29 protein-coding genes are annotated in these 25956 nt (G+C 61.9%); 13 read left to right on the forward strand and 16 right to left on the reverse strand.

Annotation, left to right across the window (positions count from 1 at the left end):
- Window positions 1-142: 142 nt before the first annotated feature.
- Together cysD and cysN are read left to right on the forward strand one after the other, a co-directional pair.
- On the forward strand, window positions 143-1060 hold the full coding sequence (gene cysD, locus ABVN20_RS18095) for a sulfate adenylyltransferase subunit CysD (RefSeq protein WP_368557070.1): 918 nt from the start codon (window positions 143-145) through the stop codon (window positions 1058-1060).
- Between the two features lie 9 nt (window positions 1061-1069).
- Window positions 1070-2968, forward strand: coding sequence for a sulfate adenylyltransferase subunit CysN (gene cysN / locus ABVN20_RS18100; RefSeq protein WP_368557071.1), 1899 nt, complete (start codon window positions 1070-1072; stop codon window positions 2966-2968).
- Window positions 2969-3134: 166 nt separating this feature from the next.
- Here the strand turns inward: cysN and ABVN20_RS18105 are convergent, their stop codons facing one another.
- From ABVN20_RS18105 to ABVN20_RS18115, 3 genes are all read right to left on the reverse strand, one after another.
- Window positions 3135-4037 (reverse strand): acyltransferase, encoded by a 903-nt coding sequence (locus ABVN20_RS18105; protein WP_368557072.1) that lies wholly within the window; start codon window positions 4035-4037, stop codon window positions 3135-3137.
- A complete protein-coding gene (pta, locus tag ABVN20_RS18110) occupies window positions 4038-6137 on the reverse strand; it encodes a phosphate acetyltransferase (RefSeq protein WP_368557073.1) in 2100 nt (699 codons plus the stop codon).
- A gap of 61 nt (window positions 6138-6198) precedes the next feature.
- Window positions 6199-6537 (reverse strand): DUF3565 domain-containing protein, encoded by a 339-nt coding sequence (locus tag ABVN20_RS18115; RefSeq protein ID WP_368557074.1) that lies wholly within the window; start codon window positions 6535-6537, stop codon window positions 6199-6201.
- On the opposite strand from ABVN20_RS18115, the gene ABVN20_RS18120 reads away from it, so the two are divergent.
- From ABVN20_RS18120 to ABVN20_RS18130, 3 genes are all read left to right on the forward strand, one after another.
- The gene (locus ABVN20_RS18120; protein ID WP_368557075.1) at window positions 6506-6991 is read left to right on the forward strand and encodes a peptidylprolyl isomerase; all 486 of its coding nucleotides are present in this window, start codon (window positions 6506-6508) and stop codon (window positions 6989-6991) included. The genes ABVN20_RS18115 and ABVN20_RS18120 overlap by 32 nt on opposite strands.
- Before the next feature lie 122 nt (window positions 6992-7113).
- A complete protein-coding gene (locus tag ABVN20_RS18125; RefSeq protein WP_368557076.1) occupies window positions 7114-7596 on the forward strand; it encodes a glutathione peroxidase in 483 nt (160 codons plus the stop codon).
- A 233-nt stretch (window positions 7597-7829) separates the two neighbouring features.
- Entirely contained in the window at window positions 7830-8933 is a 1104-nt protein-coding gene (locus tag ABVN20_RS18130; protein WP_368557077.1) for an NADH:flavin oxidoreductase, read from the forward strand.
- A gap of 99 nt (window positions 8934-9032) precedes the next feature.
- On the opposite strand, the gene ABVN20_RS18135 is transcribed toward ABVN20_RS18130, so the two are convergent.
- Window positions 9033-10232 (reverse strand): glycosyltransferase family 4 protein, encoded by a 1200-nt coding sequence (locus ABVN20_RS18135; protein WP_368557078.1) that lies wholly within the window; start codon window positions 10230-10232, stop codon window positions 9033-9035.
- A 40-nt stretch (window positions 10233-10272) separates the two neighbouring features.
- Window positions 10273-11025 carry a sulfate transporter CysZ gene (gene cysZ / locus ABVN20_RS18140; RefSeq protein ID WP_368557079.1) on the reverse strand — a complete coding sequence of 251 codons (753 nt, stop codon included), beginning with the start codon at window positions 11023-11025 and terminating at the stop codon, window positions 10273-10275.
- Between the two features lie 313 nt (window positions 11026-11338).
- Between cysZ and trxB the strand changes: the two genes are divergently transcribed.
- Window positions 11339-12301: a thioredoxin-disulfide reductase gene (trxB, locus tag ABVN20_RS18145; RefSeq protein WP_368557080.1), complete on the forward strand. Its 963-nt coding sequence runs from the start codon at window positions 11339-11341 to the stop codon at window positions 12299-12301.
- A gap of 165 nt (window positions 12302-12466) precedes the next feature.
- Here the strand turns inward: trxB and ABVN20_RS18150 are convergent, their stop codons facing one another.
- The 7 genes from ABVN20_RS18150 to ABVN20_RS18180 all read right to left on the reverse strand — a co-directional run bounded on the left by ABVN20_RS18150 (window position 12467) and on the right by ABVN20_RS18180 (window position 17128).
- The gene (locus tag ABVN20_RS18150; protein WP_368557081.1) at window positions 12467-13717 is read right to left on the reverse strand and encodes an aspartate aminotransferase family protein; all 1251 of its coding nucleotides are present in this window, start codon (window positions 13715-13717) and stop codon (window positions 12467-12469) included.
- Window positions 13718-14004: 287 nt separating this feature from the next.
- On the reverse strand, window positions 14005-14343 hold the full coding sequence (locus ABVN20_RS18155; protein WP_368557082.1) for a HopJ type III effector protein: 339 nt from the start codon (window positions 14341-14343) through the stop codon (window positions 14005-14007).
- Window positions 14336-14632 carry a DUF1244 domain-containing protein gene (locus ABVN20_RS18160; RefSeq protein ID WP_192309761.1) on the reverse strand — a complete coding sequence of 99 codons (297 nt, stop codon included), beginning with the start codon at window positions 14630-14632 and terminating at the stop codon, window positions 14336-14338. The genes ABVN20_RS18155 and ABVN20_RS18160 overlap by 8 nt, the downstream gene beginning before the upstream one ends.
- A 68-nt stretch (window positions 14633-14700) precedes the next feature.
- Window positions 14701-15072, reverse strand: coding sequence for a dihydroneopterin triphosphate 2'-epimerase (folX, locus tag ABVN20_RS18165; RefSeq protein ID WP_027924563.1), 372 nt, complete (start codon window positions 15070-15072; stop codon window positions 14701-14703).
- Between the two features lie 2 nt (window positions 15073-15074).
- Window positions 15075-15650, reverse strand: a complete 576-nt coding sequence (folE, locus tag ABVN20_RS18170; RefSeq protein WP_368557083.1) for a GTP cyclohydrolase I FolE — start codon at window positions 15648-15650, stop codon at window positions 15075-15077.
- Window positions 15651-15668: 18 nt separating this feature from the next.
- Complete coding sequence (gene folM, locus ABVN20_RS18175) at window positions 15669-16379, reverse strand: dihydromonapterin reductase (protein ID WP_368557084.1); 711 nt, start codon at window positions 16377-16379, stop codon at window positions 15669-15671.
- A 191-nt stretch (window positions 16380-16570) separates the two neighbouring features.
- The gene (locus ABVN20_RS18180) at window positions 16571-17128 is read right to left on the reverse strand and encodes an antibiotic biosynthesis monooxygenase (RefSeq protein ID WP_368557085.1); all 558 of its coding nucleotides are present in this window, start codon (window positions 17126-17128) and stop codon (window positions 16571-16573) included.
- 211 nt (window positions 17129-17339) lie between these two features.
- Here ABVN20_RS18180 and ABVN20_RS18185 point away from each other — a divergent pair, with 211 nt between their 5' ends.
- Complete coding sequence (locus ABVN20_RS18185; RefSeq protein ID WP_368557086.1) at window positions 17340-18296, forward strand: MerR family transcriptional regulator; 957 nt, start codon at window positions 17340-17342, stop codon at window positions 18294-18296.
- A 1-nt stretch (window position 18297) separates the two neighbouring features.
- On the opposite strand, the gene ABVN20_RS18190 is transcribed toward ABVN20_RS18185, so the two are convergent.
- Together ABVN20_RS18190 and ABVN20_RS18195 are read right to left on the reverse strand one after the other, a co-directional pair.
- Window positions 18298-18903 carry a hypothetical protein gene (locus ABVN20_RS18190; protein ID WP_368557087.1) on the reverse strand — a complete coding sequence of 202 codons (606 nt, stop codon included), beginning with the start codon at window positions 18901-18903 and terminating at the stop codon, window positions 18298-18300.
- 76 nt (window positions 18904-18979) lie between these two features.
- Complete coding sequence (locus tag ABVN20_RS18195; protein ID WP_368557088.1) at window positions 18980-19438, reverse strand: PAS domain-containing protein; 459 nt, start codon at window positions 19436-19438, stop codon at window positions 18980-18982.
- A 101-nt stretch (window positions 19439-19539) separates the two neighbouring features.
- On the opposite strand from ABVN20_RS18195, the gene ABVN20_RS18200 reads away from it, so the two are divergent.
- Window positions 19540-19995 carry a flavodoxin gene (locus tag ABVN20_RS18200; RefSeq protein WP_368557089.1) on the forward strand — a complete coding sequence of 152 codons (456 nt, stop codon included), beginning with the start codon at window positions 19540-19542 and terminating at the stop codon, window positions 19993-19995.
- Here the strand turns inward: ABVN20_RS18200 and ABVN20_RS18205 are convergent.
- Window positions 19976-20872: a LysR family transcriptional regulator gene (locus tag ABVN20_RS18205; protein ID WP_368557090.1), complete on the reverse strand. Its 897-nt coding sequence runs from the start codon at window positions 20870-20872 to the stop codon at window positions 19976-19978. The two genes, ABVN20_RS18200 and ABVN20_RS18205, sit on opposite strands and share 20 nt — an antisense overlap.
- Before the next feature lie 94 nt (window positions 20873-20966).
- Here ABVN20_RS18205 and ABVN20_RS18210 point away from each other — a divergent pair, with 94 nt between their 5' ends.
- The 5 genes from ABVN20_RS18210 (at window position 20967) to ABVN20_RS18230 (ending at window position 24992) form a co-directional block, all read left to right on the forward strand.
- Window positions 20967-21353: a CidA/LrgA family protein gene (locus ABVN20_RS18210; protein ID WP_368557091.1), complete on the forward strand. Its 387-nt coding sequence runs from the start codon at window positions 20967-20969 to the stop codon at window positions 21351-21353.
- Window positions 21343-22029 (forward strand): LrgB family protein, encoded by a 687-nt coding sequence (locus ABVN20_RS18215; RefSeq protein ID WP_368557092.1) that lies wholly within the window; start codon window positions 21343-21345, stop codon window positions 22027-22029. Before ABVN20_RS18210 ends, ABVN20_RS18215 begins: the two co-directional genes overlap by 11 nt.
- Window positions 22030-22161: 132 nt before the next feature.
- Entirely contained in the window at window positions 22162-22944 is a 783-nt protein-coding gene (locus ABVN20_RS18220) for a class II aldolase/adducin family protein (protein ID WP_368557093.1), read from the forward strand.
- Window positions 22944-23846 carry an alpha/beta fold hydrolase gene (locus tag ABVN20_RS18225; protein ID WP_368557094.1) on the forward strand — a complete coding sequence of 301 codons (903 nt, stop codon included), beginning with the start codon at window positions 22944-22946 and terminating at the stop codon, window positions 23844-23846. The genes ABVN20_RS18220 and ABVN20_RS18225 overlap by 1 nt, the downstream gene beginning before the upstream one ends.
- 234 nt (window positions 23847-24080) lie before the next feature.
- The gene (locus ABVN20_RS18230) at window positions 24081-24992 is read left to right on the forward strand and encodes an SDR family oxidoreductase (RefSeq protein WP_368557095.1); all 912 of its coding nucleotides are present in this window, start codon (window positions 24081-24083) and stop codon (window positions 24990-24992) included.
- A 136-nt stretch (window positions 24993-25128) separates the two neighbouring features.
- Here ABVN20_RS18230 and ABVN20_RS18235 read toward each other — a convergent pair whose 3' ends face one another.
- Window positions 25129-25896, reverse strand: coding sequence for an N-acetylmuramoyl-L-alanine amidase (locus ABVN20_RS18235; protein WP_368557096.1), 768 nt, complete (start codon window positions 25894-25896; stop codon window positions 25129-25131).
- Window positions 25897-25956: the final 60 nt, after the last annotated feature.

The raw sequence follows: 25956 nt of genomic DNA on the forward strand, positions 1-25956 counted from the left end.
GGTCTTACCGCCCAAACGAGGGGGTATATTCATATACCCTTTCGATCTAGCTGGCGTCCTGATTAGAAGAGGTCGCTGTGCTAGGATTCCTCGCTCGAACACGGCCCGCTGGCCGTTCATAAGAAAGTTTTCGTGAGTAGCCATGGTCGACAAACTGACGCATCTGAAACAGCTGGAGGCGGAAAGCATCCACATCATCCGCGAGGTGGCCGCCGAGTTCGACAACCCGGTGATGCTGTACTCCATCGGTAAAGACTCCGCCGTGATGCTGCACCTGGCACGCAAGGCATTTTTCCCCGGCAAGCTGCCGTTCCCGGTGATGCACGTCGACACTCGCTGGAAATTCCAGGAGATGTACGCCTTCCGCGACAAGATGGTGGCCGACCTGGGCCTGGACCTGATCACCCACATCAACCCCGATGGTGTGGCGCAGAACATCAACCCGTTCACCCACGGCAGCGCCAAGCACACCGACATCATGAAGACCGAAGGCCTCAAGCAGGCGTTGGACAAGCATGGTTTCGATGCCGCCTTCGGTGGTGCGCGCCGCGACGAAGAGAAGTCCCGCGCCAAGGAGCGCGTGTACTCGTTCCGCGACAGCAAGCACCGCTGGGACCCGAAAAACCAGCGTCCGGAGCTGTGGAACGTCTACAACGGCAAGGTCAACAAGGGCGAGTCGATCCGTGTTTTCCCGCTGTCGAACTGGACCGAGCTGGACATCTGGCAATACATCTACCTCGAAGGCATCCCGATCGTGCCGCTGTACTTCGCCGCCGAGCGTGAAGTCATCGAGAAGAACGGCACCCTGATCATGATCGACGACGAGCGCATCCTTGAGCACCTGAGCGAGGAAGACAAAGCACGCATCGTCAAAAAGAAAGTGCGATTCCGTACCCTTGGCTGCTACCCGTTGACGGGCGCGGTGGAGTCCGAGGCCGAAAGCCTGACGGACATCATTCAGGAAATGCTCCTGACGCGAACTTCCGAGCGCCAGGGCCGTGTCATCGACCACGATGGCGCAGGCTCGATGGAAGACAAAAAACGTCAAGGTTATTTCTAAGGGGCTGTCATGTCGCATCAATCTGATTTGATCAGCGAGGACATCCTCGCCTACCTGGGCCAGCACGAACGTAAAGAGCTGCTGCGCTTTCTGACCTGCGGTAACGTCGATGACGGCAAGAGCACCCTGATCGGGCGCCTGCTGCACGACTCCAAGATGATCTACGAAGATCACCTGGAAGCGATCACCCGCGACTCGAAAAAAGTCGGCACCACCGGCGAAGACATTGATCTGGCGTTGCTGGTCGACGGCCTGCAGGCCGAGCGTGAGCAGGGCATCACCATCGACGTTGCCTACCGCTATTTCTCCACGGCCAAGCGCAAGTTCATCATTGCCGACACTCCGGGCCATGAGCAGTACACCCGCAACATGGCCACCGGTGCGTCCACCTGTGACCTGGCGATCATCCTGGTCGACGCCCGTTACGGCGTGCAGACCCAGACCCGCCGCCACAGCTTCATCGCCTCCTTGCTGGGCATCAAGCACATCGTCGTCGCCATCAACAAGATGGACCTCAAGGGTTTCGACCAGGACGTGTTCGAGTCGATCAAGGCCGACTACCTGAAGTTCGCCGAGGGCCTGAAACTGCAGCCGACCAGCCTGCACTTCGTGCCGATGTCTGCCCTCAAGGGCGACAACGTGGTGAACAAGTCCGAGCGCTCGCCGTGGTACACCGGCCAGTCGCTGATGGAAATTCTCGAGACCGTGGAAGTGGCGGGCGATCGCAACTTCACCGACCTGCGTTTCCCGGTGCAGTACGTCAACCGTCCGAACCTGAACTTCCGCGGTTTCGCCGGCACCCTGGCCAGTGGCATCGTCAAGAAAGGCGACGAAGTCGTGGTGTTGCCATCGGGCAAGAGCAGCCGCGTGAAGTCCATCGTCACCTTCGAAGGTGAGCTGGAGCACGCCGGTCCAGGCCAGGCGGTCACCCTGACCATGGAAGACGAAATCGACATCTCCCGTGGCGACCTGCTGGTGCACGCCGACAACGTCCCACCGGTGACCGACAGCTTCGAAGCGATGCTGGTGTGGATGGCTGAAGAGCCGATGCTGCCGGGCAAGAAATACGACATCAAGCGCGCCACCAGTTACGTGCCGGGCTCCATCGCCAGCATCGTCAACAAGGTCGACGTAAACACCCTGGAAGAAGGTTCGGCCAGCGCGTTGCAACTGAACGAAATCGGCAAGGTGAAGATCGCGCTCGATGCGCCGATTGCCCTCGACGGTTACGACAGCAACCGCACCACCGGCGCCTTCATCGTCATTGACCGCTTGACCAACGGCACCGTTGGCGCGGGCATGATCGTCGCGCAACCCTTGGCGCATGGCACCAGCACCCACCACGGCAAGCTGGCCCACGTGGCCACCGAAGAGCGTGCACAGCGCTTCGGCCAGCAGCCGGCCACCGTGCTGTTCAGCGGTCTGTCGGGCGCGGGCAAGAGCACCCTGGCCTACGCGGTCGAGCGCAAGCTGTTCGACCTCGGTCGTGCGGTGTTCGTCCTCGATGGCCAGAACCTGCGTCATGACCTGAACAAGGGCCTGCCACAGGATCGCGCCGGGCGTACCGAGAACTGGCGGCGTGCCGCGCACGTGGCGCGTCAGTTCAACGAAGCCGGCCTGCTGACCCTGGCCGCGTTCGTCGCACCGAGTGCCGAAGGTCGCGAGCAGGCCAAGGACCTGATCGGCAAGGAGCGTCTGCTGACGGTCTACGTCCAGGCCTCGCCAGCGGTGTGCGCGGAGCGTGACCCGCAAGGCTTGTACGCTGCCGGAGGGGACAACATCCCGGGTGAGTCCTTCCCGTACGATGTGCCGCTGGATGCCGATCTGGTGATCGACACCCAGTCCGTGTCGCTGGAAGAGGGCGTCAAGCAAGTGCTGGACCTGCTGCGCAAGCACGGGGCGATCTAGGCCCTCGCGGTCAAATAAAAACCCGCCGGTGAGTGATCATCGGCGGGTTTTTTTGTGCCCTTGATATGGCTATCGCGAGCAAGCTCGCTCCTACAGGGTGTAGCGGTGCGCACGAACCCCTGTAGGAGCGGGCTTGCCCGCGATGAGGCCAGACCAGACAACCCCATTACCTGCCCGGATACTCCCGATGCATCTGCTCCAGCAAAGCATCCTTGTCCTGCCACAACTGGTTGATCCAGCCCTGGAACTGCAGGCGGTACTCGCCGTCCTGGTCATAGTTCCTGCCGATGAACTGCGGCGGGATCTTCAGCTCTTCGAAGTGCACCACCACGTCCTTGACGTTCCCGCACAGCAGGTCCCAGTACCCCGGACGCCCGCCGGGATAGTGGATGGTCACGTTGACGATGGACTCCAGCTGCTCGCCCATGGCATCCAGCACAAACGCGATACCACCGGCCTTGGGCTTGAGCAGGTACTTGAACGGTGACTGCTGCTGGGCGTGCTTGCCGTCGGTGAAGCGCGTGCCTTCGACGAAGTTGAAGATGCCCACCGGGTTGTTGCGAAATTTCGCGCAGGTCTTGCGGGTGGTTTCCAGGTCCTTGCCTTTCTTCTCCGGGTGCTTTTCCAGGTAGGCCTTGGTGTAGCGCTTCATGAACGGGAAGCCCAGCGTCCACCACGCCAGGCCAATCACCGGCACCCAGATCAGTTCCTGCTTGAGGAAGAACTTCAACGGCTGGATACGGCGGTTGAGCACGTATTGCAGCACCATGATGTCGACCCAGCTCTGGTGGTTGCTGGTGATCAGGTACGAGTGCCGGTAGTCCAGCCCTTGCAGGCCACTGATGTGCCAGCGGGTGCGCCGCACCAGGTTCATCCAGCCCTTGTTGAGGCTGATCCAGGCTTCGTGGGTGTGGCTCATCAGCCAGCCGGCGAGGCGTTGGGTGAAGGCGAACGGCAGGACCTTGATCAAGGCCACGCAGAACAGGAACGAGCACAACGCGATGGTGTTCAGCGCCAGCAGCAAAGACGCGATCACACCGCGTGCCGGTGCAGGAAGAAAGTCCAGCATTTAAATATCCACAGGTCGGTTGGCGGCTTGAATCGCGGTCAGGGCGATGGTGTAGACGATGTCGTCGACCTGGGCACCACGCGGCAGGTCGTTCACCGGTTTGCGCAGGCCTTGCAGCATCGGCCCGAGGCTGACGCAGTCGGCGCTGCGCTGTACCGCCTTGTGCGTGGTGTTGCCGGTATTGAGGTCGGGGAACACGAACACCGTGGCACGGCCGGCCACCTGGCTGTTGGGCGCCAGTTGCCGGGCCACGGCTTCGTTGGCGGCGGCGTCGTATTGCAACGGGCCGTCGATCAGCAGCGCCCGCTGTTGCTCGTGGGCGAGCAGGGTGGCTTCGCGGACTTTCTCGACTTCTTCACCGCTGGCCGATTCGCCGCTGGAGTAGCTGATCATCGCCACGCGCGGGGTGATGCCGAAGGCGGCGGCCGAGTCGGCGCTTTGCAGGGCGATTTCCGCCAGTTCGGCGGCACTCGGGTGCGGGTTCATCACGCAGTCGCCGTACACCAGCACCTCTTCGGGGAACAGCATGAAGAACACCGACGACACCAGGGTGCAGCCCGGTGCGGTCTTGATCAGTTGCAGGGCCGGGCGGATGGTGTTGGCGGTGGAGTGAATGACCCCGGACACCAGGCCATCGACTTCGTCGAGCGCCAGCATCATGGTGCCGATCACCACCGGGTCTTCCAGTTGCTGTTCGGCCATCGGTGCGTTGAGGCTCTTGCTCTTGCGCAGGGCCACCATCGGCTCGACGTAGCGTTCGCGGATCAGGTCCGGATCGAGGATTTCCAGCCCCGGCGGCAGCTCGATGCCCTGGGCGCGCGCCACGGCTTCGACGTCCGCCGGTTTGGCCAGCAACACGCAGCGGGCAATGCCCCGGGCCTGGCAGATCGCTGCCGCCTGCACGGTCAAAGGCTCGCTGCCCTCGGGCAGGACGATGCGCTTGTTGGCGCCCTGGGCGCGCTGGATCAGTTGATAACGGAACACCGCCGGCGACAGGCGCATTTCCCGTGGGGTGCCGCAGCGCTGGTGCAGCCAGTTGGCGTCGAGATGGCCGGCGACGAAGTCGGTGATGATTTCCGCTCGCTCGCGGTCGTCAATCGGGATTTCCTTGTTCAGGCCGTTGAGCAGGTTGGCGGTGTCGTAGGAACCGGTGCTCACCGACAACACCGGCAGGCCGGCCTGCAAGGCGCCACGGCACAGCTCCATGATGCGCGGGTCGGGCAGGGTGTCGCTGGTCAGCAGCAGGCCGGCCAGCGGCACGCCGTTGATGGCCGCGAGGCTGACGGCGAGGATGATGTCGTCGCGATCGCCGGGCGTCACCACCAGCACGCCGGGCTTGAGCAGCTCCACGGTGTTGCGCATGGTGCGGGCGCAGATGATGATCTTGGTCATGCGCCGGGTTTCGTAATCACCGGCATTGAGGATCTGCGCGCCCATCAGGTCGGCGACGTCGCGGGTGCGCGGCGCGTTCAGTTCCGGCTGGTAGGGGATGCAGCCGAGCAGGCGGAAATCACCGCTGCGCAGCAACGGCGAATGCTCGCGCAGGCGGGCGGCGAAGGCCTCCATGCTTTCATCGGTCTTGACCTTGTTGAGGATCACGCCGAGGACCTTCGGGTCTTTCGGGCCGCCGAACAATTGCGCCTGCAATTCCACGCGACCGGAGAGTTCGGTCAGCACTTCGTTTTCCGGCGCCGAGACCAGGATCACCTCGGCGTCGAGGCTCTTGGCCAGGTGCAGGTTGACCCGTGCGGCGTAGCTGGCGCTGCGGGTCGGGACCATGCCTTCGACGATCAGCACGTCCTTGCCGATGGCGGCCTGCTGATACAGGGTGATGATTTCTTCGAGCAATTCATCGAGCTGACCGTCGCCGAGCATGCGCTCGACGTGGGCCAGGCCCAGCGGCTGCGGCGGTTTCAAGCCGTGGGTGCGCGCCACCAGTTCGGTGGAGCGCTCGGGCCCGGTGTCGCCGGGATGGGGCTGGGCAATCGGTTTGAAAAAGCCGACCTTGAGGCCCGCGCGCTCAAGGGTACGCACCAGCCCAAGGCTGATGGAGGTCAGGCCCACGCCAAAATCGGTGGGCGCGATAAAAAAAGTTTGCATGCGGATTCTCGTAAGGGTGCATGGCAAAGGTGAGCGTCTATCTCTGACGTTCTACCGGGATTCAGTCGCCAAGATTATCGCTAACCGCGCCTTGAGCGCACCAACCGCATGCAAAGCGCTGGCCGATTTTTGCCGCCCGCTGTGCAGGGTCCAGCACCCAGGCCCGCGATTGCCAGGGCGGCTGGTGACGCAGGTGCTGCGTATGGCCGCAGGACAGCTCGGCCACCCAGTGGCCGTCCTCATCCTGGTGAAAGCCTGTGATGTTCGAGTCGGGTGTCGCGGTCCGTTTGTCCGGGTTGTGTTCGCTTTCGGACGATGGCTTCGCTAGACTTGGCCCTTCAATATTCTTCTGCAAAAGGTCTCGCCCCATGCTGATCGCCGCCAATAAGGCTGTCTCCATCGACTATACCCTGACCAACGACGCTGGTGAGGTCATCGACAGCTCCGCCGGCGGCGCACCGCTGGTTTACCTGCAAGGCGCAGGCAACATCATCCCAGGCCTGGAAAAAGCCCTGGAAGGCAAAGGTGTCGGCGAAGAGCTGACCGTGGCCGTTGAACCTGAAGATGCCTACGGCGAATACGCTGCCGAACTGGTCAGCACCCTGAACCGCAGCATGTTCGAAGGCGTCGACGAACTGGAAGTGGGCATGCAGTTCCACGCTTCCGCACCGGACGGCCAGATGCAGATCGTGACCATCCGTGACCTGGACGGCGACGATGTCACCGTTGACGGCAACCACCCGCTGGCCGGTCAGCGCCTGAACTTCCAGGTCAAGATCGTTGCCATCCGTGACGCCAGCCAGGAAGAAATCGCCCATGGTCACATCCATGGCGAAGGTGGCCATCACCACTGATTTTCTGCGCTAAGCTCAGAGAACTGGAGAGGCGCCCGAGGGCGCCTTTTTAGTCCGCGGCTGTCCATGGCAGTATCGCCAAGAAGCTGTTTCGAGAAAAACACGGGAATCTGGAGTACGTCATGAGTGCTTTTCACGACCTGAAATTGACAGCCCTGAATGGTCAGGAACTTCCACTGGCGCCTTTCAAGGGCAACGTCGTGCTGGTGGTCAACGTGGCCTCCAAATGTGGCTTGACCCCGCAATACGCCGCGCTGGAAAACCTGTATCAGCAATACAAGGACAAGGGCTTCAGTGTGCTGGGCCTGCCGTGCAACCAGTTTGCCGGACAGGAGCCGGGCACCGAGCAGGAAATCCAGGATTTCTGCAGCCTGAACTATGGCGTGACCTTTCCGTTGTCCAGCAAGCTGGAAGTCAACGGCCACGAGCGTCATCAGTTGTATCGCCTGCTGGCCGGCGAGGGCGCCGAGTTTCCCGGTGACATCACCTGGAACTTCGAAAAATTCCTGCTGGGCAAGGACGGCCGGGTACTGGCACGCTTCTCGCCACGCACCGCACCGGATGATCCCTCGGTCATCCAGGCCATCGAAAAAGCCCTGGGCTGAAGCCATTCCCTGTAGCTGTAGGAGCGAGCTTGCTCGCGATGGACGTCAACGATAACGCTGACAGCCTGACGCCCATCGGTGTCAGTGATTCCATCGCGAGCAAGCTCGCTCCTACAGGTGCGGCGGGGTATCCGCAGGTTTTGACCCTTAATCACGCAAATCAATAATCCTTCCCAGCGCCCGCGAACCTCCATATTATCGCCGTCATAAAGTCTACCCCGTGGAGCGCACCCATGCCCGTTCAAGCCCTGTTCAAACCGTTCCACCTTGGCACCCTCGAACTGCCGACCCGTGTGGTCATGGCGCCCATGACCCGTTCGTTCTCGCCCGGTGGCGTGCCCAATTCCAAAGTCATCGAGTATTACCGTCGTCGCGCCGCGGCCGGCGTCGGCCTGATCATCACCGAAGGCACCACCGTCGGGCACAAGGCGTCCAACGGTTACCCGAACGTGCCGCATTTCTACGGTGAAGGCGCGTTGGCCGGCTGGAAGAAAGTGGTCGACGCGGTGCACGCCGAAGGCGGCAAGATCGTGCCGCAACTGTGGCATGTCGGCAGTGTGCGGCGCATCGGCACCGAGCCGGACGCCAGCGTGCCAGGCTACGGCCCGTCGGAAAAACTCAAGGATGGCCAGGTCGTGGTGCACGGCATGAGCAAGCAGGACATCCAGGACGTGATCGCCGCGTTCGCCCAGGCCGCCAAGGATGCCAAAAGCATCGGCATGGACGGCGTGGAAATCCACGGCGCCCACGGTTACCTGATCGACCAGTTCTTCTGGGAGGGCAGCAACCAGCGGACCGACGAATACGGCGGCAGCCTGGCCAACCGTTCGCGTTTTGCCATCGAGCTGATCCAGGCGGTGCGTGCCGCCGTCGGTGAAGGCTTCCCGATCATCTTCCGCTTCTCGCAGTGGAAGCAGCAGGATTACACCGCGCGCCTGGTGCAGACGTCCGAGGCGCTGGGTGACTTCCTCAAGCCGTTGTCCGACGCTGGCGTGGACATTTTCCACTGCTCGACGCGCCGTTTCTGGGAGCCGGAGTTCGACGGTTCCGAGCTGAACCTGGCCGGCTGGACGCGCAAGCTGACCGGCAAGCCGACCATCACCGTGGGCAGCGTTGGCCTGGATGGCGAGTTCCTGCAATTCATGGTCAATACCGACAAGGTGGCACAACCGGCCAGCCTGGAAAAACTGCTGGAGCGTTTGAACAACGACGAGTTCGACCTGGTGGCGGTAGGGCGTGCACTGCTGGTGGACCCGGACTGGGCGCAGAAAGTGCGTGACGGGCGCGAGCAGGACATCCTGCCGTTCAGCCGTGAGGCGTTGATGACGCTGGTTTAAGCGGCGCCTGTCAGGGCCTCATCGCGGGCAAGCCCGCTCCTACAGGGTCTCATTGCTCCTGTAGGAGCGAGCTTGCTCGCGATGGCCCCAACAAAAATCTCAAGGCAGGGAAGCAGCGCCAGGCACCACCGCCTCCCCCACACAAGCCCCCCGCAACTGCCCCTCGAACTGCTCGATGATCGCCGCCCAGCCCTGGCGACTGGCATGCTGACGCGCATTGAGCCGCACGCAGCGCAAGGTCTCGCGTTCCTCCAGCAACCACACCGCGGCATCGCAGAACGCCGCTTCATCGCCGGGCATCGCCAGCACGCCGTTGTAGCCATGGCGAATGTGCTGGGCCGCAGCCGCCTGGTCGTAAGCCACCACCCCAAGCCCCGACGCCAGCGCCTCGAGCACTACGTTGCCAAAGGTTTCGGTGAGGCTGGGAAACACGAACACATCGCCCGACGCATAGTGGGCAGCCAGGGCTTCGCCCCGTTGTGCTCCACAGAAAATCGCCTCAGGCAGCTCCTTCTCCAGTGCCGCCCGTTGCGGGCCGTCACCGACGATGATCAGTTTGATGTTCCGCTGTGGATAACTCGCCGTCAGGGTGTCGATGCAGCGCTTGAGCAACCCGAGGTTCTTCTCCGGTGCCAGGCGTCCGACGTGGAGGACGGCGATGTCCTTTTCGCCCAGGCCCCATTGTTCACGCAGCGATTGAATGCGTTTGCTTGGGTGGAACAGCTGGCTGTCGACCCCTCGGGACAACAACGCCAGACGCTCGAAATGCCGACGCTCCAGTTCCATGCGCTGGCTGACACTGGGCACCAGCGTCAGGTTGGAACGGTTGTGAAACCAGCGCAGGTAGTGGGTCAGCAGGCGCGTCAGCAGACCCAGCCCGTACTGGTTGGAGTACTGCTGGAAATTGGTGTGAAAGCCGCTGACCACGGAAATCCCCAGGCGCCGCGCCGCCCGCAACGCCGACAACCCCAGCGGGCCTTCGGTGGCGATGTACAGCACGTCGGGGCGCTGGCGCGTCCAGCGTCGCAGCAGCTTGTGCATCGACGACTGGCCCCATTGCAAACCCGGATAGCCCGGCAACGGCCAGCCACGGCACAGCAACAGTTCATCGTCGCTGCCCAGTTGCTGGTCGCAACCCTGGCGAGGTCGCACCAGTTCCACCTGATGCCCGCGCGCGCGCAAACCGTCGCACAGACGGCCAAGGGTATTGGCCACGCCGTTGATTTCGGGAGGGAAGGTTTCGGTGATCAGGGTGATATGCAGAGCTGTCGTCATGACCTCAGTGTCGACTGAGGCCATGTCGCCGGTGTGGCTGTTTGATGATGGATTTGTGAACGCCTCAGCGTTGGGTCACGAGGTTCTCGGCACCACGTTCACGCACCCAGAACAGGGTGGCGCCGGCCACGGCCGCCGGCATCATCAGGATGTTCACCAGCGGGATCAGCAGCGCCAGATAAACGATGCCGCCGAAGCTCATGCTCTGCCAGCGCTTCTGCCGCAGCCAGGCGAGCATCTCGTTCCAGCCCAGCTTGTGGTTGTCCGCCGGGTAGTCGATGTACTGGATGGCCATCATCCACACGCCGAACAACAGCCACAGCGGGGCGGCGATGATGTTCACCACCGGCACGAACGACAGGATGAACAGGCCGATGGCCCGGGGCAGGAAGTAGCCGAGCTTGCGCATTTCCCGGGCGAAGGTGCGCGGGACCATGGCGATCAGTTCGCCCCAGCTGAACGCCGGGAAGTCATCGGTGCCACGCACCACCACCTCGACCTTCTCGGCGAGGAAACCGTTGAACGGGGCGGCGATGATGTTCGCCAGCATGGTGAAGGTGAAAAACACCATCAACACCACCAGCACCACAAAAATCGGCCAGAGGATGTAACTGAGGAAACTCAGCCAGTCGGGCAGGGTCGGCATCAGCGCATCGACCCACAGGCTGAATTGATGGCCGGCCAGATAGACCAATCCGACGAACAGCACCAGGTTGATTACCAGTGGCAGCAATACGAAAAGACGCAGGCTGGGGCTGAGCACCAGTTTCAGGCCTTCGCGCAGGTATTGCGGGCCGGACAGAACAGGGGCGGGCATATTGTGCTCCGAGAGAGGGGAAACGCGCCGACCTTACCGGCTTTGCCCAAGGTGCGAAAGCGCGGTGTATGGATCGACATCAGCTGTAACAAAGGCGCCTATAAACGATCGGTAACAGGATAGAGACCACCTATGAGCTGGATTGTTAAACCGTATTTCCTTAATCTTCGCCCCCTCGATACGCTGCACCCATTCTTTTACAGGACTGTCGAGTTCAAGCCTTCCCCAAGTGCTTTCAATGGTCCTTTTTTATTCACGCCGGTGATCCGGCGTTCCGCGCCAGATGTTTTGGGCCGGTCAACAGGAGCAGGTCATGTCTGAAGTCCGTCATTCGCGAGTGATTATTCTCGGTTCCGGCCCTGCCGGTTACAGCGCTGCGGTCTATGCCGCCCGTGCCAACCTCAAGCCGCTGCTGATCACCGGCATGCAGGCCGGCGGTCAACTGACCACCACCACCGAAGTCGACAACTGGCCGGGCGACGTCCATGGCCTGACCGGTCCGGTGCTGATGGAACGTATGCGTGAACACGCCGAGCGCTTCGAGACCGAGATCGTCTTCGATCACATCAATGCCGTGGACTTCGCTGCCAAGCCTTACACCCTGACCGGCGACAGCGCGACCTACACCTGCGACGCCCTGATCATCGCCACCGGCGCCAGCGCTCGTTACCTGGGCCTGCCATCGGAAGAAGCGTTCATGGGCAAGGGCGTTTCGGCCTGCGCGACCTGCGACGGTTTCTTCTACCGCAACAAGCCAGTGGCTGTGGTCGGTGGCGGCAACACCGCCGTGGAAGAAGCGCTGTACCTGGCCAACATCGCCAGCACCGTGACCCTGATCCACCGTCGCGATACCTTCCGCGCCGAGAAGATCCTGATCGACAAGCTCAACGCTCGCGTGGCCGAAGGCAAGATCATCCTCAAGCTCAACTCCAACCTGGACGAAGTGCTGGGCGACAACATGGGCGTGACCGGTGCCCGCCTGAAGAACAACGACGGCAGCTTCGACGAAGTGAAAGTCGACGGCGTGTTCATCGCCATCGGCCACACCCCGAACACCTCGCTGTTCGAAGGCCAGCTGACGTTGAAAGACGGTTACCTGGTCGTGCAGGGCGGCCGCGACGGCAACGCCACGGCGACCAGCGTCGAAGGCATCTTTGCCGCCGGTGACGTGGCTGACCACGTGTACCGCCAGGCAATCACCTCGGCCGGCGCCGGCTGCATGGCGGCACTGGATACCGAGCGTTACCTCGACGGCCTGCAGAACGCTTCGTTCTGAGGGTGTTGAAATGAAAAAACCGGCTTAGGCCGGTTTTTTTGTGTCTGGTTTCCTGTAGGAGCGGGCTTGCCCGCGATGGGCGTCAACGATAACGCTGGCTACCTGACGCACAGCGGTGCCTGTTCGTCCATCGCGAGCAAGCTCGCTCCTACAGGGTTGGGGTGTTCACACCAGTTTCTTGAGGCACGCCTCGAAGATGTCCAGGCCTTCTTCCAGCACCGCCGGCTCCGTGGTCAGCGGCGCCAGCAGGCGGATGATGTGCCGCGACTTGCCGCTGGGCATCAGCAGCAGGCCGGCGTCCCGCGCCAGGGTCAGCAGTTGCGTCAGTTGTGCCGGGGCGGGTGTGCCGTCGGCGTTGGCCAGTTCGATACCGCGCATGGCACCGACACCGGTCAGGCGGCCCAGGTACGGCGAGACGTTGCCCGCGAGCCAGGCTTCGTAGCGGCGCACGATCGCCTGCTCCTGCTGCGCGCCCCAGACGTGCAGGTTGGCGTCGCTCATTTCGTCCAGCGTCGCCAGTGCGGCTGCGCAGGCAATTGGGTTGCCCGAGTAGGTGCCGCCGAGCCCGCCCTTGGGCAAGGTGTCGAGCAGCGCCTTGCGCCCGACCACCGCCCCCAACGGCACGCCGCCGCCAATGCTCTTGCCGAGCAGGATCAGGTCCGGCTCGATGCCCAGGCGCGAAAACGCAAAGCGTTCGCCGGTGCGGCCGAACCCGGACTGGATTTCATCGGCGATCAACACAATGTTCTTTTCATCGCACAAACGACGCAGCGCCTGGGCGAACTCGATGTCCAGGGCGAGGAAACCGGCTTCACCCTGCACCGGTTCGACGATGAAGCAGGCGACGTCGGCGATATCGATTTCGACGCTGAACAGCCGATCCAGCGCCTTCAACGCCTCGGCGCAGCTCACGCCGTTGTCCTTGCTCGGGAAGGGCAGGTGATACACCGGGCCGGGCAGTACGCCGACCTTCTGTTTGTACGGCGCGACCTTGCCGTTGAGGTTGAGCGTGGCCAGCGTGCGACCGTGGAAGGCGCCATCGAAGGCGATCACCGCGCTGCGACCGGTGGCGCCACGGACGATCTTCAGGGCATTCTCCGCCGCTTCCGCGCCGCTGTTGGTGAGCATGCCGCTGACCGGGTAACTCACCGGAATGAACCCGGCCAGGCGCTCCATGAAGTCCAGGTAAGGCGTGTGCGGGGCTGCGTTGAACGCGTAGTGCGTCAGCCGGGTGGCCTGCTCGCGGATGGCTTCGACGATGCGCGGGTGGCAGTGGCCGAGGTTCAACACACCGATGCCGCCGACGAAGTCGATATAGCGTTTGCCATCGGTGGCCCAGACCTCGGCGTTCCTGCCGTGGCTGAGGGTGACAGGGTGCACGATGTTGATCGACTGACTGATGGATTCGCTGCTCATGGAGGACCGGCTCGCAAGGTGGAGAACTGGCGTTCATCTAAGCCGCGAGCAGCGGTGGCGGGCAAACGAAATAAAGTTGCCGGGTCAATCTTAAAAGTCGGGATGTGCGCTTGAATCCGTGAAACCTGAAACCTGAAACCTGTGGGAGCGAGCCTGTCGAGGCGTCGAACCGTCGCGATGGTCTCAAGAACACCGCGGGGTATCAGGTACCCAGCGTCATCGTTGACGATCATCGCGAGCAGGCTCGCTCCCACAGGTTCAATACAGTTTCAGGTGCAGCTTTCGCCTTAGCGGCGTGTCAGCGGCGGCTGGCTGAACTTCACCCCGGCCAGGCCGTGGGCGATCAGGGCGCGGATGTTGCCGTGGTCGCTGCCTTCCGGGGTGGCGAGCACCGAACGGTAGTGCTCGCCGAACGCCAGCAGCGCTTCTTCATCGCTCAGGCCTTCGAGCAGGGCCAGGCCCAGGGTCTTGCACGAGCCTTCGTTCTGGCCGGCGGCGTTTTCCACGCCACCGTTGTTGAAAGCCTGCGGCTGGTAATCGTAGCCGGCGGCGATGAAGGCCAGGGTCTCGGCGAAGACGTGTTCGCCGCTGTTGAGGCTGGCGCGCAGGGTATTCAGATCAGTCATGGGGTTTTCCTTTGGCGAACGCCGCCTGTTGTTCGGCGCTGGCTTCTTTCTGGTATTGGGCTTTCCACTCGGCGTAGGGCATGCCGTAGACGACTTCACGGGCGTCATCGAGGCTGACCTCGATCTGGCGCTCGTCGGCAGCGGCCTTGTACCACTTGGAGAGGCAGTTGCGGCAGAAACCCGAGAGGTTCATCAGGTCGATGTTCTGCACATCCTTGCGGCTGTCCAGGTGCGCGACCAACCGGCGGAAGGCGGCGGCTTCAAGTTCGAGGCGTTGTTGCTCGGTCATGATGGGCTCTGTGAGTTCTTGGGGGGCGGGCGATGATAGAAGCCTGGCGCACGATGCGCCAGACGCGTTCAGCGGCTCGCGGCCAGCGTAATCGACACCGACTCGGCAAAACGCAGGGCGTGGGGCTTGTCGACTTCCACTTCCGCGTACAGCACCGAGGTGTTGGCCATGACCAGGTCGAGGATTTCCTGGGTCAGGCGTTCGAGCAGAGCAAAACGATTGCCCTCGACGTGGGCGATGATCGCCTTGGTGATGGTGCGGTAGTTCAACGCGTGATCAATGTCGTTGTCGCGCACCGCTTCCTGGGCGGCGTACAGGATCGTCAGGTTGATCAGCACGTCCTGCTTGTTGAGGATCTCGTCCTCGTTGATGCCGATGTAGGTGCGCAGGCACAGGTCCTTGACCCGGATGCGTGCCATGCCTGGTTGAAGTTGTGGCATTACTACTTGCTCCGTCCAATCAATTGCAGGAACTCCTGGCGGGTGTTGCTCGACTCGCGGAAGGCGCCGAGCATCACCGAGGTGTTCATGGTCGAATTCTGTTTTTCGACGCCGCGCATCATCATGCACATGTGCTGTGCCTCGATGACCACCGCGACACCGGCCGCCCCGGTGACTTGCTGCACCGCGTCGGCGATCTGCCGGGTGAGGTTTTCCTGGATTTGCAGGCGCCGGGCGAACATATCCACCAGCCGCGCAATCTTCGACAGGCCCAGCACCTTGCCCGTGGGAATATAAGCCACATGCGCCTTGCCGATGAAGGGCAGCATGTGATGTTCGCAAAGCGAGTACAACTCGATGTTGTCGACGATCACCATTTCATCGTTGTCGGAGGCGAACAGCGCGCCGTTGACGATTTCCTCGACGCTCTGCCCATAGCCGTGACACAGGTACTGCATGGCCTTGGCTGCGCGCATCGGGGTGTCGAGCAGGCCTTCGCGGTCGGGATTCTCGCCCAGGCCGACGAGAATCTCGCGATAACTGTGGGACAGGGCATTTTGAGCCGGGGCTAACGTCATGATGATCCTCTGCGTGGCCTACTTGAGGTGCCGCCCGCCATTGACGGTCAGGGTCGTGCCGGTGACATACGGGTTGTCGAGCAAATAACGCAGGCTCTGGTAGATCACTTCGCTGCCGGGCTCGATGCCCATTGCCGATTTGGCCAGTGCCTTGGCGCGGTACGCCGCGTCGTCGTGCGTATTGAACATTAGCAGGGCCGGGGCGATGCCGTTGACCTTGATCGCCGGCGCGTAACGGGCGGCGAAGGACAGGGTCAAGCTGTCGAGCCCGGCCTTGCTGGCGCAGTAGCCGATGTGCTGGCTGCTGCCCTTGCGTGTGACGTCATCGCCGATGTGCACGATGTCGGCAGGCTGCGAGCGGTGCAGCAGGTCGGCGCAGTGCAGGTTGATCAGGTAGGGCGCGAGCATGTGCACGCTGAACAGGCGAGTGAACACCTGCGCTTCGCTGCCCGGTGTCTCGGCCAGCCATTCCGACGCGTTGTGGATGATCGCGCGCAGGCTGTGCGTGTGAGTCTTCAGTTCGTTGATGAACGCCAGGATGCCGGCTTCGCTGGACAAGTCGGCGAACACTGCCGTTGCGCCCAGGTCGCGCAGGGTCTGTACACCTGGGCGTTCGCTGCGATAGCTGAAGATCACGGCATGCCCGTCTTCGAGCAACCGCTGCGCACAATGCAGGCCGACGCGCTGGGCAGCGCCGGTGATGAGGATCGGAGCGGAAGAAGAGGTCATGAACGGCTCGCGTCGCGGTGAGGGTAAAACTATACCAGCGCAACCGCCACGGCCACAGATCTACCGCGTTCCTGTAGGAGCGAGCTTGCTCGCGATTGATCGCCAACGATGACGATGTCTGCCTGACACACAGCGGTGTCAGTGACTCCATCGCGAGCAAGCTCGCTCCTACAGGGGGGGGCGTCGCAGTGTCAGCGAGCTTCCGCGGGCGAGCGGCGGATCGGCGTGGCGTTCAACCACCCCGCCAGCAACCTTGTCGACAACGGAATGAAGAAGTACACCATCAGCGGCGTCAGGCACAGGGTGCTGATCATCACCCTGGGCAGCAGGCTCATCTCGCCGAGCAGCGGGCCCAGGACAAAATTGAACAGCAGCGACACCGGGAAGAACGCCAGCCAGATCGCCACCGCCTGTTTCCAGCGTGGTGGTCGTGCGCCGGCGGCGCCGAACCAGCCTTCGATGCCGCTCACGCGGTGTTCGGTCTTGTGCGCGAACAGGTCGCTGCCCCGGGCCAGCCAGGCCGTGCGCGATGCGGAGTGTTCCCAGGCGTGCATGGTCTGCTCGTTGGCGAAGCGGAAGATGATCTGGAATTCGTCGCCATCGGGTGGCGGGGCGAGTACGCCGGAGCCCAGGTAGCCCTGGAAGTCGGTGGCCAGTTGTTCGCCTTCGCGCAACCAGGTCATCAGGTCCTGATAGCGTCCATCGGCGACGCGGCGGGCAACCATCAGCGTGACGGGTGAGGTAGTCATTGTGTAACTCCGTAGGTCTATCGCGCCACTCCGGATAGGAGTTTCGCCAGGCGCAGCGCCGGGGTGGTGGGCTGCGTCTCGGTACAAGCAAGGAATACGCCGGATTCTACAGGTTATGCGCCCGGGAATCGTCATCGAGCAATGCCTTGAATAGGGAGGGGGTAGGCGAGGTAAGATAGGATCCAATTTGCACAATAGCGTTGTCCGCCCAATGCCTGTACTGATTGACGATGTCACGGGTTCCCCAGCAGCTGTTCCTTCAGCGCAGGACGAGCTGTTTCCGATTCGCGAAGTGTCCCGGCTCACTGGCGTCAACCCGGTCACGCTGCGCGCCTGGGAGCGCCGTTATGGCCTGATCCAGCCCACGCGCACCGAAAGCGGGCATCGTTTGTATGCCCTGGCCGATATCGAGCGGGTCCACAGCATTCTGGGTTGGCTCGACCGTGGCGTTGCGGTGAGCAAGGTCGGCAAGATCCTGGCCAAGGTCTCGCCGCTCCAGGCGCTCTCGCACATCATTCCCGATGAACTGGTGCAGGCCGACTACGCGCAATGGCAGCAACAGGTGCATGCCGCGGTCAGCGCCTTCGACGATATTCAACTCGATCAGGTCTACGGGCAGATCTTTTCCAGCTACTCCCAGTCGGTGGTGTTCCAGGACATCCTGATCCCGCTGTGGAAACAGTTGCTACAGCGTCAGGATCAGTTCGGCCAGACCAGCGAGTGGCTGTTTTACGATGGCTACCTGCGCACGCGGGTCCTGCAACGGCTGCTGCTGATGCGCAATTCGCCGCGGCGGGTGATCATCAGCGCCCTGGCCGGGCAATGTCGCGAGCTTGAATTGCTGGTGGCGGCGTTGTTCCTCAGCGGCAACGACATGGGCGTGCGCTTGCTGACCATCGGCCAGCCCCTCGATGAACTGACGCTGGTCTGCGAAAAGATCAAGCCACAGGCATTGGTCCTCTTTTCCAATCACGCACCGGCGCCCGACTTGCCGCGACGGCTGAACCGGCTGGCCATGAGTCTGGATTGTCAGTTGATGCTGGCCGGGGACGCGTCCGATCTGGCCGAGGACAGCCTGGCCGGAACGTCCATCGGCTGTCTGGGTAACGAAGGCATGGAAATGCGCCAGCGTCTGCGGCAGTTCCTTGCGGGTAACCTGGATACCTGAATCAGAGGTGCAGGGCGGGATGGGTCAGCCGATGCTGCTGCAGGATGAACTGGCGCAGGCGCTCGGTTTCGTCCGTGTCGCTCTGGTTCAGTTGATAGGCATAGAAACCATTTTCGGCTTCTTTCTCGAAGGTGCCGCGCATCGCAATGCGTTCATAACCTGACGGGCTGAACCACAGGGCGAAATGCTTGGGTGGCTTGGTCTTGTTGCGCACTTCCAGCAGAACGCCTTTGAAAGACACCTCGTGCACCCACAGCGTGCCGGGCTGGCCATTGGCGTTTTCCAGGGCGACCGGTTCGTCGAGTACCAGCCGCCATGGCCGCACCGACGGGCCATCTTCATAGATGCTGGGCACGCCCAGGCGCAAATGCAGCGCATGAAACTCGTCTTCCACCAGGTGCAGTGGAAAGGTCATTTGCTGGTTTTCGAAATTCGCCTGAATGGTGACTTGCTCATGGGCCGCGAGGCGTGTGAGCAGGTCACGGATTTGCGATCCACCGTTGACGAGCAGACTCGAGTTCGCATCCCGAACGTTGAGTTTCGGGTTGTGTTGCATGGACTGGATGTAATCCAGCTCGTCCTGGGTCAGGAGTGCGTCACGGTGCATGATCGGCTCGAAAGATTAAGTTACAAAGGCATTCAACGGTGATTGTAGTTAATGACATTCAATTCTTTATTTTGTTTTAGCCGTTCGTCGCTTTTAATTGGGCGAGTTCGCGTTGCAGCTCGGCGACCTGTGCTTCCAGCTGCGCAACCCGCTGCTGCGCCTTGACCTGAACGGTGACGTCTTTTTGCACACCGACAAAATACGTCTGGCCGTCGTTCGCGTTTTTCACGGTCGTCAGCGACAGCTCATTCCAGAAGGGCGTGCCGTCCTTTCGATAATTGCGCAGCACTTCGCGGCAGGAACCGTCGCGGGCCAGCGTGTCGCGAATGGTGTCCAGCGCTTGCTGGTCACGATCGCCCGATTGCAGGAAGCGGCAATCCTGATACAGGATCTCTTCGCTGCTGTAGCCGGTCAGGCGTTCGAAAGCCGGGTTGACGTAAATCAGGATGTTGTCGTGCTCGCCTTCTCGTTCGGCGATCACGATGCCGTCGTTGGACGCGTCGATCACCATCTGCAGCAGTTGGGCGTTGATCATGTAAGGTTTTTTCCTGGCGGTTGGACGTCTGAAGTCTAAAAGAACATTCGAGGCTGTGCTGTTAATATCCGACTCTTTTACACAGCTTCAGGATCAGATTGATGAAAGTCGCCATCCTTTCCGGCTCGGTCTACGGCACGGCTGAAGAAGTCGCCCGCCACGCCGCGAGCCTATTGAAAACTGCGGGTTTCGAGGTATTCCACAACCCTCGCGCCAGCTACGCCGATGTCCAGGCCTTCGGCCCCGAAGCGTTCCTGGCCGTGACCTCGACCACCGGTCTTGGCGAGTTGCCGGACAACCTGCAACCGATGTACTTCGCCATCCGCGATCAGCTGCCGGCGCAATGGCGCGGTCTGCCGGGCGCGGTGATCGCTCTGGGCGACGCCAGTTACGGCGACACCTTCTGCGGTGGCGGTGAACTGATGCGCGAGCTGCTGGGTGAAATGGGGGTTCGCGAAGTGCTGCCGATGTTGCGCCTGGACGCCAGCGAAAGCGTGACCCCGGAAACCGACGCCGAGCCTTGGCTGGCGGACCTGATCAGCGCTCTGCGCGGCTGATCGGCCGTTCACGCAGCAGCGCCAGCCAGGCCTGTGCCGCTTTCGATAAGTAGGCACCCTGGCGCCAGATGAAGGCGATGTCCCACCGCAGGTAGTCCGGCGCATTCAGGGTCAGGCGCACCACGCCTGGCCGTTCCAGCCCGCGCGCGACCAACCGCGGCAACAGCACCACGCCTTGCCCGGCCGCCACCAGCGCGGCAAGAAAGTCGGCCTGACCGCTGCGCCCGCCTTCCCTGGGGGTGAAGCCTGCCTGCTGGCAGGCTTGCAGCACCCGGTCATTGAGCACGAAGCTGCGTTGGTACAGCAGAAACGGCGTATCGGCCAATTCCTCCAGCCCGATGACCGCCCGGTTCGCCAGGGGATGATCGGTGGGCAACAGGGCATCCAGCGGTTCATCGCAAAACCGTTGGAAGGCGAACTGCGGGTCTTTGGTCAAAAGGCCGCCACCGAGCTCCAGCTCACCGTTCAACACCCCTTGCTCGATGTTCAGGCTGCCGCCTTCGAGCAAATGAATGCTGATGTTGGGGTAGCGCCGCCGGTATTCGGCGAACAGCTCGGCAAACAGCGCATCACTGCCCAGCAGCGGCAAGCCCAGGCGCAATTCGCCACGGGCCAGATGGCTCAGGTCGTCGAGTTCGCTGAGCAATTCGTTGCGCAGGCGCAGCATGCCTTCGGCCCGTTGCAGGACCACGCGCCCGGCGTCGGTCAGGCGCAATTGCGAACCCAGGCGCTCGAGCAGCGGCATACCCAGGCTCTGTTCCAGTTGGGCGACCTGTTTGCTCACGGCTGACTGGCTGATGTGCAGGGTTTTGGCGGCCTGGGTAAAGCCGCCCTGGTGCATGACTTCGACGAAGCTTCGTAGCTGTTTGAATTCCATTGTGCAATTCCATTCCGGAATAGCTTTGAGTCTAACAATTCGCTTCGGGGATGACAGCCCGCTCCGTAAAATGATCGGGCGAGGAATTGAAGACATGAATGCATCTACCCTGAAGAACCTGGGCCGCCTGGCCACTGAACTGGCGGTGTTGTTGGCTATTTATTGGCTGGGCTGTCAGTTGGCGGTCTGGTCGGGCTGGCCGATCCCCGGTGGGGTCATCGGCATGGCGCTGTTGCTGCTGGCGTTCGCGCTCGGGGTGGTCAAACCGGCGACGTTGCAGAAAGGCGCCGGCCTGCTGATGGCCGAGATGCTGCTGTTCTTCATCCCGGCGTTGATGAGCCTGCTCGATTACGGCGGCCTGTTGCGCGACGAAGGCTGGCGGATTCTGCTGGTAATCGGCGTCAGCACCTTGATGGTGATGTTGGTGACCGCATTCACCGTGGAGCTGGTGGTGCGGTTGAGGAGGTCCCGTGAAGCTTGAGTGGATGCCGATGTTCTGGCTGGCCGTCACCTTGCTCGCATACGGGTTCAGCCGCTGGATTTACGCACGCACGGGCCGGTATCTGCTGTCGCCGCTGATTCTGGTTCCGGCCTTGCTGCTGGCGCTTGCGGTGCCGATGCACACTGCCTACGCCGAATATTCGAGCAACACCCATTGGTTGATGCTGGTGCTGGGCCCGGTGACGGTGGCTTTCGCCGTGCCGATCTGGCAGCAGCGGCAGATGCTGATGCGCCATTGGTCGGCGCTTCTGCTCGGGATGCTGGCCGGCAGTGCGGCGTCCATCGGCAGTTCGTTCGGCCTGGCCAGGGCCCTGGCACTGGACAGTTCGATCACGATGTCGCTGGTGCCGCGCTCGATTACCACGCCTTTCGCCATGCCCCTGGCCCACGACCTGGGTGGCGTGCCGGAGCTCACGGCGGTGTTCGTCATGTTCACCGGCGTGTTCGGGGCGATGCTCGGCGGCATTCTGCTCAAGTGGCTACCGCTGCGCAGTGCCCTGGCTCGCGGTGCGCTGTTTGGCGTCGGTGCGCACGGCGCCGGGGTCAGTCGGGCGCATGAGGTGGGCGGCGAGGAAGGCTCGGTGGCGGGGTTGGTGATGGTGCTGACGGGCTTGCTGAATCTGTTCGCCGCGCCATTGCTGGCGTCGCTTCTCTGACTTGGATCCACACGGGCGCGCGTCCTGACTCGCTCGGTCATCAAGCTGGCTGCCAATGCAACTACTACTAAACTACTAGCCTGACTAGACTGGTTCACGTGAGCAAAATAATAAGAACAGGAGTTCCTTGCCGTGAGCGTAGCCCCCGTCCAATCGCCCCACAGTGTCAAAGATCAGGTCAGCGCCGCCGAGTGGCAGACCCGTGTCGATCTCGCCGCCTGTTACCGTTTGGTCGCCCTGCATGGCTGGGACGATCTGATCTTCACCCATATTTCCGCCAAGGTGCCCGGCACCGAAGACTTCCTGATCAACCCGTTCGGGCTGATGTTCCACGAAATCACCGCGTCGAGCCTGGTCAAGGTCGACCAGGCCGGCAACAAGCTGATGGACAGCCCCTACGAGATCAATCCGGCGGGTTACACCATCCACAGCGCTGTGCATGAAGTGCGTCACGATGTGGCGTGCGTGCTGCACACCCACACGGCTTCGGGTGTTGCCGTGTCGGCGCAGAAGCAGGGCATTTTGCCGATCAGCCAGCAGTCGCTGTTCGTCCTCTCCAGCCTGGCTTATCACGCCTACGAAGGCGTTGCGCTGAACCACGAAGAGAAGGCGCGCTTACAGGCCGATCTCGGCGACAACAATTTCCTGATGCTGAACAACCACGGTCTGCTGACCTGTGGGGGCACGGTTGCCGATACCTTCCTGATGATGTTCATTTTCCAGCGCACCTGCGATATCCAGGTCATGGCTTCGAGCGGCGGTGCCGAATTGATCAGCATCGACCCGCAGATTCTGGCGGGCGCCAGGGCGATGATCGCCGGCGTCACCAAAAGTGCTCAAGGGATGGGCGGTGCACTGGCCTGGCCAGCGCTGCTGCGCAAACTCGATCAACAAGACGCGGGATACAAATTCTGATGCCTCTTGCCGAGATTCCTCTGTGTGTCTGGCGCAAGCGCGCCCAGTCGTTCCAGTTCCAGGGCCACACCGTGCGTTACTGGACGGCGGGGCAGGGTGAGCCGCTGCTGCTGATCCATGGCTTCCCCACCGCCAGTTGGGACTGGCATTACCTGTGGCAGCCGCTGGCCCAGCGTTATCGCCTGATTGCCTGCGACATGCTTGGCTTCGGCGATTCGGCCAAGCCACTGAACCATGAATACAGCCTGCTCGAGCAAGCCGATCTGCAACAGGCATTGCTGGAGCACTTGAGTATCCGGCAACCGGTGCACGTGCTGGCCCACGATTACGGCGACAGCGTGGCGCAGGAACTGCTGGCCCGGCACTATGAAGCACGTTTCAACCTGGCCAGTTGCGTGTTCCTCAATGGCGGCCTGTTTCCGGAAACCCATCGTCCGGTGCTGATGCAGAAACTGTTGCTCAGCCCGTTGGGCTGGATGATCGGCCGGGCGTTCTCACGTGACGCGCTGGTGAAGAGTTTCCGCCAGATCTTCGGCCCGCAGAGCCGTCCGAGCGAAAGCGAAATGGACGACTTCTGGAGTCTGGTCGACAGCAATCGTGGCCCGAGGATCCTGCACAAACTGATCAGCTACATCCCGGAACGACGGGCCCAGCGCGACCGCTGGGTCCATGCCATGCAGCGTGGCGGCGTGCCGCTGCGAGTGATCGACGGCGAGGTCGACCCGATCTCCGGCGGGCACATGGTCCAGCGTTATCGGCAACTGATTCCGAACCCCGACACCGTGTTGTTGCCGGGCATCGGCCACTACCCGCAGACCGAGGCACCAGGGCAAGTGCTGGAGCACTACCTGGCATTTCGCGACCGGCTGACGCCGGCAACGCTGAAGGTCGCTTGCTCCTGAATCCCAGCATCGCCCCCTGTAGGAGCGAGCTTGCTCGCGATGGCGGAGTGTCAGTCGACTGATTCTCAGCTGACACACCGCATCGCGAGCAAGCTCGCTCCTACAGGAAAAGGGTGATCGTGCATCATCCTCAGGCCTTATCGCCTACCATTCAGCCTTGCCCAAGATCATTGTGGCGCGCACTCGCGTGGCAGACACTCGGACTCATAGTCCCTGGCCTGCTGGAGTCCCGCAATGAACGAGTCTGTACGCTTCGAAGATAAAGTCGTGATCATCACCGGAGCCGGCGGTGGCCTGGGGCGTGCCCACGCGTTATTGTTCGCGAAGCAGGGGGCCAGGGTGCTGGTCAACGACCTGGGAGGCTCGACCCAGGGCGAAGGCGCCAATGCGTCGGCCGCCGACCGGGTGGTCGCGGAAATTCGCGAGGCGGGCGGCATCGCCGAGGCCAACCATGATTCCGTCACCGACGGCGAAAAAATCGTCCAGAACGCCCTCGACGCCTTCGGCCGTGTCGATGTCGTGGTCAACAACGCCGGCATCCTGCGCGACAAGACCTTCCACAAGATGGACGACGCCGATTGGGACCTGGTTTACCGTGTCCACGTCGAAGGCGCCTACAAAGTCACCCGCGCCGCCTGGCCGCACCTGCGCGAGCAAAACTACGGTCGGGTGATCTTCACCGCCTCGACCTCGGGCATCTACGGCAACTTCGGCCAGTCCAACTATGGCATGGCCAAGCTCGGCCTCTACGGCCTGACCCGCACCTTGGCCATCGAAGGCCGCAAGAACAACATCCTGGTCAATGCCATCGCCCCCACCGGCGGCACCCGCATGACCGAAGGCCTGATTCCGCCACAGGTGTTCGAACAGCTCAAACCGGAACTGGTCAGCCCGCTGGTGGTGTACCTCGCCAGTGAGCAATGCCAGGAAACCTCCGGGTTGTTCGAAGTCGGTGGCGGCTGGATGGGCAAGGTGCGCTGGGAGCGCAGCCTCGGTGCCGGGTTCGACCCACGAGCCGGGTTCACCCCGGAAGACGTGGCTGCGAATTGGCAACAGATCTGCGATTTCGAAGGCGCGGCGCATCCGAAGGACAACATCGAAGCGCTCAAGGAAATGATGAGCAATTTGCAGCGTTACGCCATCTAAAAGCTCTATCGGTCCCCTGTAGGAGCGAGCTTGCTCGCGATGGCGGAGTGTCAGTCGACTGATTCTTAACTGACACACCGCATCGTCGGAACGCCGCCCGGAGCAAGCTCGCTCCTACAGGGGGGACGTGGGTGGGTTATGGAAAATACTTGCTCACCAACGCCGCCAGATTTGCCGCCGTCTCCACATCCATGACGCCACTGTAATTTGCCGGACGAAAATGCAACTGAAACGCCCGCACCAGTTGGTTGTAGCCTTGTGCCGTTGATGCCTTGCTGACGTCATACCCGTAAGTCTTGAACAGCTTGAGCAGTTCAGCCCGCTCGGGCATCCCGGTCTGTGCGTAGCGATCCTGGAAAGCCTGTCGGGTCGCGTCATCGAACCAGGCCCCCACCCCCTTCAAATACAGCGCATGCCAGGGAAACGCCGGGCCTGGGTCGCTTTTGCGTCCGATGGAAATGTCTGAGTGCCCCAGCACCTGAGTCGGGCTGATGTCCGGATAGCGACCCAGGATGTTCAGCGCCAGCTCCTCGATCGCGATGATCTGCGCCGGGTGATAGGGCGGGAAGGTGAACACGCCATCCTTGTAGGACGCGAGGTTGACGATTTCCACGCCGATCGAGGTGTCGTTCAAACTGGTCCGATCGCCCCAGGCACTGACACCCGCGTGCCACGCGCGGTGCTGTTCATCGACGAGGTTGAAGACTTCCTGCTCGGTATAACCGGCCTTCACATAACTCGGGTCCGTGACGTCGGGGATCAGATAGTGGGCACTCACGTTCGGCCCCGTCAGGGCACTGAGGGAGCTGGAAAAGTTACCGGCGGTGTAGTGAAAAACCAGAAAGCGGATTCGGCTGTTGTAGCTTCTGATGGCGCGGGATTTGTTGTACAGAATCGGTTTCATAACAATGCTCTTCCATGATCAGTTGATGGCGCGATGGGCGCAGTCATCAGCTTTCATCAT

The sequence above is a fragment of the Pseudomonas sp. MYb118 genome (assembly GCF_040947875.1).
GTDB lineage: Bacteria > Pseudomonadota > Gammaproteobacteria > Pseudomonadales > Pseudomonadaceae > Aquipseudomonas.